General features: G+C 68.5%; 12 protein-coding genes and 1 pseudogene. 10 read left to right on the top strand and 3 right to left on the bottom strand.

What is annotated here, in order from left to right; genetic code table 11:
* Both G3N96_RS39310 and G3N96_RS22290 read right to left on the bottom strand, forming a co-directional pair.
* Positions 1–99: pseudogene (locus G3N96_RS39310) on the bottom strand (sel1 repeat family protein); the annotation flags it as partial.
* Between the two features lie 8 nt (positions 100–107).
* Positions 108–2177, bottom strand: a complete 2070-nt coding sequence (locus G3N96_RS22290; protein WP_206138485.1) for a bifunctional 2',3'-cyclic-nucleotide 2'-phosphodiesterase/3'-nucleotidase — start codon at positions 2175–2177, stop codon at positions 108–110.
* Positions 2178–2512: 335 nt separating this feature from the next.
* Here G3N96_RS22290 and G3N96_RS22285 point away from each other — a divergent pair, with 335 nt between their 5' ends.
* The 10 genes from G3N96_RS22285 (at position 2513) to G3N96_RS22240 (ending at position 11531) form a co-directional block, all read left to right on the top strand.
* The gene (locus G3N96_RS22285; RefSeq protein WP_124582925.1) at positions 2513–3637 is read left to right on the top strand and encodes an ABC transporter permease; all 1125 of its coding nucleotides are present in this window, start codon (positions 2513–2515) and stop codon (positions 3635–3637) included.
* A complete protein-coding gene (locus G3N96_RS22280; RefSeq protein ID WP_206138484.1) occupies positions 3634–4548 on the top strand; it encodes an ABC transporter ATP-binding protein in 915 nt (304 codons plus the stop codon). Before G3N96_RS22285 ends, G3N96_RS22280 begins: the two co-directional genes overlap by 4 nt.
* A gap of 18 nt (positions 4549–4566) precedes the next feature.
* Positions 4567–5496, top strand: coding sequence for an MlaD family protein (locus G3N96_RS22275; protein ID WP_206138483.1), 930 nt, complete (start codon positions 4567–4569; stop codon positions 5494–5496).
* Positions 5497–5534: 38 nt separating this feature from the next.
* Positions 5535–6158, top strand: a complete 624-nt coding sequence (locus G3N96_RS22270) for a PqiC family protein (RefSeq protein WP_089461833.1) — start codon at positions 5535–5537, stop codon at positions 6156–6158.
* Between the two features lie 19 nt (positions 6159–6177).
* Positions 6178–7329, top strand: a complete 1152-nt coding sequence (locus tag G3N96_RS22265; protein WP_206138482.1) for a VanZ family protein — start codon at positions 6178–6180, stop codon at positions 7327–7329.
* A gap of 144 nt (positions 7330–7473) precedes the next feature.
* The gene (locus tag G3N96_RS22260; RefSeq protein ID WP_089441108.1) at positions 7474–7791 is read left to right on the top strand and encodes an NAD(P)H-dependent oxidoreductase subunit E; all 318 of its coding nucleotides are present in this window, start codon (positions 7474–7476) and stop codon (positions 7789–7791) included.
* A gap of 13 nt (positions 7792–7804) precedes the next feature.
* Positions 7805–8449: an alpha/beta hydrolase gene (locus tag G3N96_RS22255; RefSeq protein WP_034198940.1), complete on the top strand. Its 645-nt coding sequence runs from the start codon at positions 7805–7807 to the stop codon at positions 8447–8449.
* A 485-nt stretch (positions 8450–8934) separates the two neighbouring features.
* Complete coding sequence (locus G3N96_RS22250; RefSeq protein ID WP_124582915.1) at positions 8935–10248, top strand: D-alanyl-D-alanine carboxypeptidase family protein; 1314 nt, start codon at positions 8935–8937, stop codon at positions 10246–10248.
* 48 nt (positions 10249–10296) lie between these two features.
* Positions 10297–11223, top strand: coding sequence for a D-amino acid aminotransferase (locus G3N96_RS22245; protein WP_124582913.1), 927 nt, complete (start codon positions 10297–10299; stop codon positions 11221–11223).
* A complete protein-coding gene (locus G3N96_RS22240) occupies positions 11223–11531 on the top strand; it encodes a YbeD family protein (RefSeq protein ID WP_011353335.1) in 309 nt (102 codons plus the stop codon). Before G3N96_RS22245 ends, G3N96_RS22240 begins: the two co-directional genes overlap by 1 nt.
* Here the strand turns inward: G3N96_RS22240 and G3N96_RS22235 are convergent.
* Positions 11515–12501 carry a transcriptional regulator GcvA gene (locus G3N96_RS22235; protein WP_124582911.1) on the bottom strand — a complete coding sequence of 329 codons (987 nt, stop codon included), beginning with the start codon at positions 12499–12501 and terminating at the stop codon, positions 11515–11517. The genes G3N96_RS22240 and G3N96_RS22235 overlap by 17 nt on opposite strands.
* Positions 12502–12588: the final 87 nt, after the last annotated feature.

Here is a 12588-nt window from a genome sequence, read left to right as displayed (position 1 = left end):
CGCGAGCAGCGCGGCCGGCGGGAGTTTCGCGCGCAGCAGGCGCCGCGCGGCGGCGGCGAGGCCGGTTTCGGCCGGCCGCATCGTCCGGATCGGTTGCATCGCGGGTCTCATTGCGTGAGGTCGATTTCGTAGGTGGCGAGGTTCTTGCCCGAGCCGTCGTCGGCCGCGACCTGCGTGATGCCGGTCAGGCCGGCCGCCGCCGCGTCGCCGAGGCGGTTCGGCGCGGACGTGAACTGCACGTGCGCGACCGAGCTCGCGAGCTTCGTGAAGCGCCAGCTGCGCTGCGCGCCGTCGGCCACGCGCGTGATCGCGCCGCGCTTCTTGACGAACGCGATCAGCACGTCGCGGTTCGCGTCGGGCGACGCGAAGATCGTCTTGCTGCCGTCGAGGCCCGGGAAGTTGCCGCCGCCGCTCGCGCGGTAGTTGTTGGTCGCGACGATGAACTGCGCGTTCGGGTCGATCGCCGCACCCTTGTACGTCAGGTTCTTGATCCGGTTGCCGACCGGCTGCGTGACGTCGATTTCATACGCGAGGTCGGCCGACGTGAACATGTCGAAGTTGTAGCCGGGGAACGTGCTGACGAGCGGCTGCACGGTCGCCTTGGTCGGGTCGATCCGGTTGAAGCGCTTCGCGGCCGTTTCGAGCCAGTTCTTCACGTCGGCGCCGCTCACCTTCACCGCGTACACGGTGTTCGGGTACAGGTACAGGTCGGCCGCGTTGTTGATCGCGAGCGCGCCCGGCGCGACGTCGGTGTAGTCGGTGCCGCCGCCGAAGCCGCTCTTGAACGGCGCGCTGACCGACAGCACCGGCAGCGACGCGTATTGCGGCAGGTTCGCCTGCACGTAGGTCTTCACGTAGTCGGCCTGCGCCTCGTTGACGATCTGGATCGCACCCGGATCGCCGACATCGGCGAAGTACGAGTTCATCCGGTAGTCGGTCGAGCCGATCGGCGTCTTCACGTAGTCGATGGTCGCCTGGTGCTCGGCGGCGATCGCGGCGGACACGGACGGATCGGCCGCGACGTAGCTCTTGTCGGCGTTCTGGATCGGCCGCGCCTCGACGGTCGTCTGCGACTTGTCGACGCTCCACGTCTTGCCGTCGAACTTCAGGCCGAGCTTGATCACGCCGAGGTGCTTGCCCCAGTAGTTGGCCATCACGGTCGGCACGCCGTTGACGGTGCCCTTGACCTTGTCGACGCCCGGCAGGTTGAACTGCGACACGGTGCTGTTCGCGTCCGGGAACACCTGGTGCGAGTGGCCGATCAGCATCGCGTCGATGCCGGTCACCTTCGACAGCCACCAGCTGCCGTTCTCCATCGTCGGCGAATACGCGGAATTGTCGAGGCCGCCGTGCGAGATCGCGACGACGAGATCGGCGCCCTTCGCGCGCATCTCCGGAATGTACTTCTCGGCGGCTTCCTTCAGGCCGGTCGTGTAGACCTTGCCGTCGAGCCAGCGCTTGTCCCAGCTCATGATCGCGGGCGGCGTGAAGCCGATGATGCCGATCTTCACGGGCGCGCTGACCGTCTTGCCGTCCGGCGTCGTCGCGGTCACGGTGCGGGTCAGGATCGTGTACGGCGTGAACAGCGGCGCGTTGGTCTTCGCGCTGATCACGTTCGCGAGCACCTGCGGGAAGTTCGGGCCCGCGCACTTCTTCTGCTGGGCCGGCGCCGGCAGGCCGTCGACCTCGAACGTGTTGCCGGTCACCTGCGACAGGTACGGCAGCCCGTAGTTGAATTCGTGGTTGCCGATCCCGCCGCCGTCGAACTTCGCCGCGTTCATCACCTTGTAGATCGCGAGCGTCTGGTCGCAGCCGACCGGCTTCACGAGCGCCTGGTAGTCCGACAGCGCGGTGCCCTGGATCGTGTCGCCGTTGTCGAGCAGCAGCGTGTTCGGATACTGCGCGCGCGCTTGCGCGATCAGCGTGGACACGCGCTCGAAGCCGAGCGAGTTGTCGGCGGCGAGCTTGAAATAGTCATACGACAGCACGTTGGTGTGCAGGTCGGTCGTCTCGAGCAGCGCGAGCGTGGCCGTCGTGCCGACGGGCGCCTGGGCCGCCGGCGGCGTCGCGGGCGGCGAGGTGACGTCGTCGCCGCCGCAGGCGGCGAGGAGGAAGGCGAGGCTGGCGAGCGCGGCGATGGCCGGCACGCGACGGCGGGAACGCAGGGGGAGACGCATCGGTTGTCCTGTTCGGTGTTCTGTTTTATGAAAGGCGAGAGTCGCAACGATTGGCGGCGCGTGGCGCCGACGGCCTGATGTGCGGCGCGTGAGAGTATCGAAAGGAATCGTGACGGAACAATGAAAGGTTGCGACGTCGGCAGCGGGCGGTGGCCGGCGACGGCTTCGGGCCGGTTCCGGCGGGCCCCTCCGCTGCGCGCGCCGAGCTCGCCGCCCGCAGCTATGCGCCCCCAAGCTTGCCGCCCGGGCTGCGCGCCCCGACGGAAATCCTCACGTCGCGTCGCCGGGCGGTTCGCTACAATGGCCGCTGTCACCTCTTTGCAAACAATCCGCCCTTGGACTTCGAGACTCCTCCCGGCCTGTCGGTCGACGCCGGCGGCCAGGGCCAGACGGTGCGCCTGACCGGCCAGTGGACCGCGCTCGCGCTTGCACGCAATCGCGGCGCGGTGGCGCGCCGTATCGCGAGCATCGCGTCCGGGCGCGTGAGCGAATGGGATCTGTCCGGCATCGAGCGGCTCGACCACGTCGGCGGCCAGGCGCTGTGGCGCGTGTGGGGCCGCAAGCTGCCGGCCGGCGTCGCGCTGAGCACCACGCAGCGCACGATCTTCGAGCGCATCGAGCGGCTCGACAGCGAGCGCGAGGCGCCCGAGCGAGTGGTACGCTTCGGCCCGATCACGCGCCTCGGCTTCATGCTGTTCGCGTTCGGCGAACACCTGAAGGGCGGTATCGCGATGTTCGGCCTCGTGATCCTCGATGCATTGTCGGTGCTGCGCCGCCCGAAGACGATGCCGTGGAAGGAGACCTCGGCGAACATCTACAGCGCCGGCGCGCAGGCGCTGCCGATCACCGCGCTCGTCGCGTTCCTGATCGGCATCGTGCTCAGCTACCTGTCCGCGCAGCAGTTGCAGATGTTCGGCGCGAACCGCTACATCGTGAACATCCTCGGGCTGTCGGTGATCCGCGAGCTCGGCCCGGTGCTGTCGGCGATTCTCGTCGCGGGCCGCTCGGGCTCGGCGATCACCGCGCAGATCGGCGTGATGCGCGTGACCGAGGAGCTCGACGCGATGCGCGTGATGGGCATCCCGCACGGGCTGCGGCTGATCCTGCCGCGCGTGCTCGCGCTCGGCATCGCGATGCCGCTGCTCGTGATGTGGACCAACATCATCGCGCTGACGGGCGGCGCGCTCGCCGCGAAGCTCGTGCTCGGCATCGACGTCAACTATTTCGTGCGCTCGCTGCCGGGCGTCGTGCCGATCGCGAACCTGTACATCGGGGTCGGCAAGGGCGTCGTGTTCGGCATGCTGATCGCGCTGGTCGCCTGCCATTTCGGCTTCCGGATCAAGGCGAACTCGCAAAGCCTCGGCGAAGGCACGACCACGTCGGTCGTGACGTCGATCACGGTCGTGATCCTCGCCGACGCGGTGTTCGCGATCCTGTTCCAGAACGTGGGGCTCGGATGAACGCATCGAACGAAACGACCGCGCACGCCGCGGCCATCGGCGCCGGGTCGGTCGGCAACGGGCCGGCCGCGGCGCCCGACGGCGGCGACCTCGTGATCGAGGTGCGCAACCTGACCAAGCGCTACGGGCGCAACATTGTTCACCAGAAGCTCGACTTCGACGTGCGGCGCGGCGAGATCGTGTCGATCGTCGGCGGATCGGGCTCGGGCAAGACCACGCTCGTGCGGCAGATCCTCGGCCTCGAGCGGCCGACGTCGGGCACGATCAAGGTATTCGGCGAGGACACGGCGACGATCGACGACGCGAGCGCGCGGATGATGCGCACGCGCTCCGGGATGCTGTTCCAGCAGGGCGCGCTGTTCTCGTCGATGACGGTGTTCGACAACGTCGCGCAGCCGCTGCGCGAGCTCGGCCGCGTGCCGCCGGACCTGCTGCACGACATCGTGATGCTGAAGCTCGAGATGGTCGGGCTGCCGTGCAAGCACGCGTCGAAGATGCCGGCCGCGCTGTCGGGCGGGATGGTCAAGCGGGTCGGCATCGCGCGCGCGATCGCGCTCGAGCCCGAGCTGCTGTTCCTCGACGAGCCGACGGCCGGCCTCGATCCACAGGCGTCGGACGAATTCGTCGAGCTGATCGCGACACTGCATCGCACGCTCGGGCTGACCGTCGTGATGGTGACGCACGATCTCGACACGATGGTCGCGCTGTCGACGCGCGTCGCGGTGCTGGCCGACCGCAAGGTGCTGGTCGCCGCGCCGGTCGAGGAGGCCGCGAACGTCGACCATCCGTTCATCCACGAATATTTCCTGGGGCTGCGCGGGCGCCGCGCATTGCAGGCGCTGCCGCCCGAGCGGCGCGCGAAGCTGCCGAAGGCGGCCCTCGAACCGGCGCTGTCGAGCGTCGAGCTGTAGGCACGAAGGAATCCGCGAATGGAAAACAAATCACATGCGTTCTGGGCCGGCCTGTTCACGATCGCGCTGACGCTCGCGATCGCGGGCACCGTGTTCTGGTTCAACGTCGACCGCACCGTGCGCGTGCCGTACGACCTGCTCGCGCGCACCAACGTGACGGGCCTGTTCCCGGACGCGGCCGTGCGCTTTCGCGGCCTCGACGTCGGCAAGGTGCAGTCGATCGGCTTCGATCGCGCGCACCCGGGCCAGATCCGGATCCGCATCCTCGTCGACCACGACGCGCCGATCACGCAGTCGACCTACGGCAGCCTCGGCTTCCAGGGCGTGACGGGCATCGCGTTCGTGCAGCTCGAGGACACGGGCCGCGACCTGGCACCGCTGCCGTCGTCGCCGAAGGCGATCGCGCAGATCCCGATGCGGCCGAGCCTGTTCGACCAGATCCAGGAGCGCGGCGACGTGCTGCTGCGGCAGCTCGAACTGGCCGCGAAGAGCGCGAATGCGCTGATGTCGCCCGAGATGCGCGAGCAGTTGCGCGCGACCGCCGAAAGCCTGCAGCACGCGGCCGATGGCGCCACCGCGCTGACGAAGCAGCTCGGCCCGGCGGTCACCGCGCTGCCGGAAACGATGCACGAGGTGAACCGCGCGATGGCGTCGGCGAACACGCTGCTGCAGCCGAACGGTCCGCTCGTGTCGAACCTGAACAAGGCCGGCACGGCCGCCGAGCAGATCAGCGTTGCGCTGAACGGTCTCAACTCGCGTGTGCAGTACGACACGCTGCCGCGTTTCAACGCGCTGGCCGGCAGCGTCGGCGACGCATCGCGGCAATTGAAGGACGTGGCCGGTGAACTTGGCCGCAATCCGCGCAGTCTGTTGTTCGGTTCGCCCGGCGCGGCGCCGGGGCCCGGCGAGCCGGGCTTCGTCTGGCCGGGTGCGACGGCCGGGCAGTGACACCCATCGAACCCGGAAACATCATGCAGGAACACGCCATGCCACGAATCCTTGACCGCGCGCTGCGTCCCGCCGCGGCCGCGCTTGCCGTGCTGACGCTGTCGCTCGCGGCCGGCTGCGCCGGCAACAGCGCGGTGCTGTCGAATGTCCGCTATGACCTCGGGCCGGCCACGTCGGTCGTGACCGCAGGCCCGGGCCCCGCGCTGAAGGTGCTCGACGTCGCCGCGCCCGACGCGCTCGACTCCGACAAGTTCGCGTACCGCCTCGCGTACGTGGACGCGCAGCACGTGGCCGTCTATCGCGACAGCCGCTGGACCGCGCCGCCCGCGCAACTGCTCACGCAGCGGCTGCGCGGCGCGCTGTCGTCGCGCGGCACGGTGCTCGAAGGCTCCGACGGCGTGCGCGCGCCGACGCTCAAGGTCGACCTGAACGAATTCGAACAGGTGTTCGACGGCCAGTCGCAGAGCCACGGCGCCGTCACCGCGCGCGCGACGCTGATGCTGGACGGCAAGGTGCTCGGCCAGCGCACGTTCGTGGCACGCGCACCGTCCAGCACGCCGGACGCGGCGGGCGGCGCCCGCGCGCTCGCGACGGCAAGCGACCAGCTCGTGTCGCAGATCGCCGCGTGGGTCGGCATGCAGGCGTACGCAGGCACGCCGTGACGCGTGCCGCGCAGCCGCGATGAGCGCGACCGGCACCCTTCGCGCATCGCCGCTCGCGCGGCAGGCCTTTGCCGCTTACGCGGCCCTCATCGTCTACGCGTCGCTGTACCCGTTCGCAGGCTGGGTGTCGCTCGGCATCGGGCCGTTCGACTACCTGTTCGCGCCGATGCAGCGCTACGTGACCGCGTTCGACGTGGTCACGAACGTGCTCGGCTATATGCCGTTCGGCGCGCTTGCCGTGCTCGCGCTGCACCCGCGCTGGCGCGGCGTGGCCGCGACGCTGATCGCGGCCGGGCTCGGCGTGCTGCTGTCGGGCGCGATGGAAGCGCTGCAAACCTACCTGCCGACGCGCGTCGCGTCGAATCTCGATCTCGCGGCCAACGCGCTCGGCGCGCTGCTGGGCGCCGCGCTCGTCGCGCCAGCCACCGGTGCGCTGCTCGATCGCGGCGCGCTGCGCCGGCTGCGCTTCGCGTGGTTCGAGGACGACGGCGCGACGCCGCTGCTGCTCGCCGGGCTGTGGCCGTTCGCGATCCTGTTTCCGTCGCCGTTCCTGTTCGGCATCGGCGACTGGCCGGCCGCGCTGTGGGAGCGCGCCGACGTGTCGATGCAGGACGCGCTGCTCGCGTGGCTGCCGGCCGCGTGGCGCGTGGGCGAATGGCCGGAGCGCGTCGACGGCTGGCTGTCCGACTCCGGTTGGGAGGCCGCGCTCGGCGGGTTGATGCTGTTCGCCGCGCTGACGATCGCGTCGCTCGCGATGCGGCCGCGCGCGCCGCGCATCCGGCTCCTGATCGCGCTCGTCGTCGCGACGCTCGTGCTGAAGGCGGCCGCGACGTTCATGCAGTCGGCCACCGGCCTCGTCGTCGTATGGGCGACGCCCGGCGCGCGGCTCGGGATCGAACTCGGGTTCGCGGCCGCGCTCGTCGCGCTGCACGTGCCGGCGACCTGGCGCGCGACGCTTGCGGTGCTCGCGCTGCTGGCCGGCGTGGCGCTCGTGAACCTGCTGCCGGTCAATCCGTTCTTCGATTTCACGCTGTCGGGCTGGCGGCAGGGCCGCTACGTGCACTTCAACAGCCTCGCGCGCTGGCTCGCGTGGATCTGGCCCTACGCGGCGCTGATCTGGCTCGGCCAACGCGTCGAGCATGCATGGCTGCCGGCCGTGCTGCGCCGCTGACGCGGGGGCTGATGTGGCGCGGCGGCGGTATCGCAGGCAGCGGCGTGCGCCGGTCGCTATAATCGTCCGAACCCGCCGTTGCCCCGCGCGGCGGCAACCGCTCCTCTTTCCGCACGGCCTCGCGCCGCACCGCTCGTCACCATCATGGATTCCTACTACCAGCACCACGTCTTCTTCTGCCTGAACCAGCGCGAACCGGGCGCCGAACGCCCGAGCTGCGCGCAATGCGACGCGCAGACCATGCAGGAATACGCGAAAAAGCGCGTGAAGGAACTCGGCCTCTCAGGGCCCGGCAAGGTTCGCATCAACAAGGCCGGCTGCCTCGACCGCTGCGAGGAAGGGCCCGTGATGGTCGTGTATCCGGAAGGCACGTGGTACACGTACGTCGACCAGGCCGACATCGACGAGATCGTCGAATCGCACCTGCGCGACGGCAAGGTCGTCGACCGCCTGAAGATCTGAGCGGGCCGGCGCAATGAACGTTCATACGCAGAAGTCGCTGATCGCGGGCCCGGTCGGGCAGATCGAAATCGCCGTCGACCTCCCCGACGCCGTGCGCGAGAGCGGCGCCGCGCCGCGCGGCATCGCGCTCGTCGCGCATCCGCATCCGCTGTTCGGCGGCACGATGGACAACAAGGTCGCGCAAACCCTCGCGCGCACGCTCGTACAGTTGAACTACGTCGTGTTCCGGTCGAACTTCCGCGGCGTCGGTGCGACCGAAGGCGTGCACGACAACGGCACCGGCGAAGCCGACGACCTGCTCGCGGTGCTCGCGCACATGCGCGCGCAGCCCGCGTATGCGGACCTGCCGCTCGTGCTCGCCGGCTTCTCGTTCGGCACCTTCGTGCTGTCGCACGTCGCGAAGCGGCTGCGCGACGCGGGCGAGACGATCGAGCGGATGGTGTTCGTCGGCACGGCCGCGAGCCGCTGGCAGGTGGCCGACGTGCCGGAGAACACGCTCGTGATCCACGGCGAAACCGACGACACGGTGCCGATCGCTTCCGTGTACGACTGGGCGCGGCCGCAGGAACTGCCGGTCGTCGTGATCCCCGGCGCCGAGCATTTCCTGCATCGCAAGCTGCACGTGCTGAAGCGCATCATCGTCGACGCATGGCGCTAGCCCGCGCGCGGGTGCGGGCGTAACGCCGGCACCCGCGTCGCATCTCACCCAGGATCTCCGGCACGCGCCGGACGCGCGTTCCCCCACGCGACATCGCGCCGCACCGTGCGGCGCCACCCCGCTTCCACCTCGCCTGCGCATGCCTTTCGCACCCCTTCGTGTGCGGCGACGGGCAGCTCGTCGTCACCCCGCGCCCGATGCGGATGTGCAACTGTCCGGCGCCAGGTTCGCGAAAACGCCCTGCGCGCCCACGTATAATGGCCGGATTCCGCGTCGCCCGCGGCCCGGCTGGGCCCATTGCGGCGCTCGTTTCGCCGCCTGTCCGCCCGCTCGCGACGGCCGCGAACCGAACGCGTCCGCACGAGTCCAACCGGCGCGTTTCGCGTCGCCCGATGATGTCGGGCGAGTGCCCGAAACGCCCGCCGCCTTGCCGTTCAACCCTGCGCGTTTCGCACCGCACTTTCTGCCATCAGCCTGAATCGATCATGCGTCTGTCTCCCCAAGGCCTCAAGTCCCTCGCTTCCTCCATCGCCTTCGGCACCGCCGCGCGCAACGTCGCGCTCGGCGTGATGCTGCCCGTCGCGCTCGCCTCGACGATCGTCGTCGCCGAGGCGAAGCCGGCCGCCAAGGCCAAGGCCGCGCATGCAGCGCCGGCCGCCACCGAGCAGTTCACCGGCGCGCCCGCGACCTACATGCCGGGCGCGGTGCCGCCGCCGGGCGTGAATGCGCGCTCGTGGGTGCTCGTCGACGCGACCAGCAACACGGTGCTCGCGTCGGGCAATGCCGATGAGCGCGTCGAGCCCGCGTCGCTGACGAAGCTGATGACCGCCTACCTCGTGTTCGAGGCGCTCGACAAGAAGAAGATCTCGATGGAGCAGATCGTCACGCCGAGCGAAGCCGTGCGCCGCGTCGGCCGCGACGAGTCGCGCATGTTCATCGAGGCGAACAAGCCGGTGTCGGTGCATGACCTCGTGTACGGGATGATCATCCAGTCGGGCAACGACGCCGCGATCGCGCTGGCCGAACTCGTCGGCGGCAGCGAAGGGCAGTTCGTCACGCTGATGAACGACGAGGCGCAGCGCCTCGGCATGAAGGGCACGCACTTCGCCGACGTGAACGGCATGCCCGACCCGAACCACTACACGACGGCCGGCGACCTCGCGAAGCTGTCCGCGCACCTGATCCGCGATTTTCCGCAGTACTACAGCATCTTCTCGGAGAAGGAATTCAAGTACAACAACATCCGCCAGGGCAACCGCAACCGCCTGCTGTGGCTCGACCCGACGGTCGACGGCCTGAAGACGGGCCATACGCAAGCGGCCGGCTACTGCCTGATCGCGTCGGCGAAGCGCGCGATCCCGGGCGTGGACGGCCAGCGCCGCCTGGTGTCGGTGATGATGGGCGAGCAGAAGGAAGGCGAGCGCACGCAGGACAGCATGAAGATGCTGAACTACGGCTACAGCGCGTTCGATTCGGTGCGCCTGTTCAAGGGCGGCCAGGCGATGTCGACGCCGCGCATCTACAAGGGCAAGGACAACACCGTGCAGGTCGGCGTGAAGGCCGACCAGTGGGCGACCGTGCCGCGCGGCCTCGGCGACAAGATCAAGACGGAAGTCGACGTCAACGCGCCGCTGATCGCGCCGCTCGCGGAAGGCCAGCAGGTCGGCACCGTGAAGATCGTCGCCGACGGCAAGACGCTGTCGGAATTCCCGGTCGTCGCGCTGCAGGCCGTGCCGGAAGCGGGTATCTTCGGGCGTATCTGGGACTCGATCCTGCTGATGTTCAGCAAGAAGAAGTAAGCACGACGGGCCTTTGTTTTCGCGACTTCATCCCCATCTGACATAGCTATGAGCCAAGCCGAATTCGAACCGATCGTCTACCTCAGCGTCTCGTCGCAGGAGGAAATGGTGCCGCTGTCGGAAGCCCGTGTACCGGTGCTCGACCGCGGGTTCATCTTCGGCGACGGCGTGTATGAAGTCGTCCCCGTTTATGCGCACGACGGCGCGCACGTGCCGTTCCGGATCGAGCAGCATCTGGCACGGCTCGAGCGCAGCCTGAAGAAGATCGGCATCGCGAGCCCGCACGACGACGCGGGCTGGCGGGCGTTGATCGAGCGCGTCGTCGCGGCGAATGCCGAAGGGCTCGGCGCGGCCAACGCGCTCGTCTACCTGCAGGTGACGCGCGGCGTCGCGAAGCGCGGCCACGCGTTCCCGGCGAACGCGGTGCCGACGGTGTTCGTGATGACGAGCCCGCTGCGCCTGCCGTCGGAAGAGGAGCGCGCGAAGGGCGTGCGCTGCGTGACGGCCGAGGATCGTCGCTGGCTGCATTGCGACATCAAGTCGATCTCGCTGCTCGGCAACGTGCTGATGGCGCAGCATGCGGCCGAGCGCGATGCGTTCGAGACGCTGCAGCTGCGCGACGGCAACCTGACGGAAGGCTCGTCGTCGAACGTGTGGATCGTGAAGAACGGCGAGCTGCTCGCGCCGCCGCGCAGCAACAAGATTCTCGAGGGGATCCGCTACGCGCTGATCGAGGAACTGGCGGACGAATGCAAGATTCCGTTCGTCGCACGCGAGATCAGCGAAGTGGAGTTGCGCGCAGCCGACGAAATCATGATCACGTCGGCCACGAAGGAAGTGCTGCCCGTCACGTCGCTCGACGATCTGCCCGTGCATGGCGGCAAGCCGGGCCCCGTATTCGCGGCGTTGTACGACGCGTACCAGCGCGCGAAAGCGCGCGAGTTTGAACAGTTTGACCTAACCCGGAGCAAATGATGAGCGAACCGACCAAAACCATCGAGGTGACAGGCGCAATCGATACCCGGAAGGAGTCGCTGCTGGAGTTCCCGTGCGATTTCCCGATCAAGATCATGGGCAAGGCGCACCCCGAGTTCAAGGACACGATCTTCAAGGTCGTCGCCGTTCACGACAACGAGATCGACGTCGAGAAGATCGAGGAGCGTGCGTCGAGCGGCGGTAATTACACGGGCCTCACGATCACCGTGCGGGCGACGAGCCAGGAACAGCTCGACAATATCTACCGCGCACTGACCGGCCATCCGATGGTCAAGGTCGTACTCTAAGCGCCCTCCATCCTCCTTCCTGCGCGCACTCGGCGGGGGTCTTCCCCGCCGCGCGCCGCGCGTCCAGCTCGTCGCACAGCCGCTTGTATTCGGCGACTTCCTGAAGCAGCCAGGTCCTGAACGCCTGCACGCGCGGCGTGTTCACGAGCGGCGGCGGACACACGAAAAAATAGTGCCACGGGCTCGGCCCGTCGATGTCGAACAGGCGCACGATGCGCCCGTCGAGCAGGTCGTGCACCGCGAGCGAGCGGCGCACCAGCGCGATGCCCTGGCCGTCGATCGCGGCCAGCAGCAGGTTCGACGAATCCTGGTAAAGAATCCCCCGTTTCGGCTCGGTCAGCGTCTTGAGCCCGGCCGCGTCGAACCACGGCCGCCACAGCTCGTCGTCCGAGCGCAGCAGGTTGTAGTGCACGAGATCCGCGGGCGTTTGCGGCAGCTTGCCGCCATTGAGCGTCGGCGCGCACGCCGGAAAGAACACCTCGTCGAACAGCGGCTCGACATGGAGCCCCGGATAGTTGCCTTGACCGAAGCGGATCGCGATGTCGACGTCGTCGCGCGCGAAATCGGTGAGCGAGTTGGTCGACTGCAGCTCGACGTCGATTTCCGGATGCCGCTCGATGAACGTGCCGATGCGCGGCGTGATGAAGCGCGCGGCGAACGACGACAGCATCGACACCACGAGCCGCCGGTCGCGGTCGCTCGCGCGCACGTCGCGGGTCGCATCGGCGATCACCATCAGCGCGGTGCGGATCTGCTGCGCGTAGCGCATGCCGGCGTCGGTCAGGCACAGCCGCTTGCCGTTGCGCGTGAACAGCTGCACGCCGAGCTCCTCCTCGAGTGCGCGGACCTGGTGGCTGACCGCGCCGTGCGTGACGAACAGCTCGTCGGCGGCGCGCGAGAAATTCTCGTGACGGGCGGCGGCTTCGAACGCGCGAATCGCGTTCAACGCAGGTAGCTGGCGGAGGTCCATTTGCTAATTTTCCTCACATCGACGTGAAAATTGGTCGTTTTGTCCGACGCCTTGGAGTGACTACGATTGTAGCCATCGAAGCACTTA

Origin of the sequence: Burkholderia sp. Se-20373 (genome assembly GCF_017104705.1) — a bacterium.
GTDB lineage: Bacteria > Pseudomonadota > Gammaproteobacteria > Burkholderiales > Burkholderiaceae > Burkholderia.
The sequence above is the reverse complement of the archived record's forward strand: the minus strand, read 5'-3'. Positions and strand labels throughout refer to the sequence as shown.

Excerpts from the sequence above, each read along its gene's own strand:
- G3N96_RS22290 (WP_206138485.1), bottom strand. The coding sequence starts at position 2,177 with ATGCGTCTCCCCCTGCGTTCCCGCCGTCGCGTGCCGGCCATCGCCGCG.
- G3N96_RS22280 (WP_206138484.1), top strand. The coding sequence starts at position 3,634 with ATGAACGCATCGAACGAAACGACCGCGCACGCCGCGGCCATCGGCGCC.
- G3N96_RS22275 (WP_206138483.1), top strand. The coding sequence starts at position 4,567 with ATGGAAAACAAATCACATGCGTTCTGGGCCGGCCTGTTCACGATCGCG.
- G3N96_RS22270 (WP_089461833.1), top strand. The coding sequence starts at position 5,535 with ATGCCACGAATCCTTGACCGCGCGCTGCGTCCCGCCGCGGCCGCGCTT.
- G3N96_RS22265 (WP_206138482.1), top strand. The coding sequence starts at position 6,178 with ATGAGCGCGACCGGCACCCTTCGCGCATCGCCGCTCGCGCGGCAGGCC.
- G3N96_RS22260 (WP_089441108.1), top strand. The coding sequence starts at position 7,474 with ATGGATTCCTACTACCAGCACCACGTCTTCTTCTGCCTGAACCAGCGC.
- G3N96_RS22255 (WP_034198940.1), top strand. The coding sequence starts at position 7,805 with ATGAACGTTCATACGCAGAAGTCGCTGATCGCGGGCCCGGTCGGGCAG.
- G3N96_RS22250 (WP_124582915.1), top strand. The coding sequence starts at position 8,935 with ATGCGTCTGTCTCCCCAAGGCCTCAAGTCCCTCGCTTCCTCCATCGCC.
- G3N96_RS22245 (WP_124582913.1), top strand. The coding sequence starts at position 10,297 with ATGAGCCAAGCCGAATTCGAACCGATCGTCTACCTCAGCGTCTCGTCG.
- G3N96_RS22240 (WP_011353335.1), top strand. The coding sequence starts at position 11,223 with ATGAGCGAACCGACCAAAACCATCGAGGTGACAGGCGCAATCGATACC.
- G3N96_RS22235 (WP_124582911.1), bottom strand. The coding sequence starts at position 12,501 with ATGGACCTCCGCCAGCTACCTGCGTTGAACGCGATTCGCGCGTTCGAA.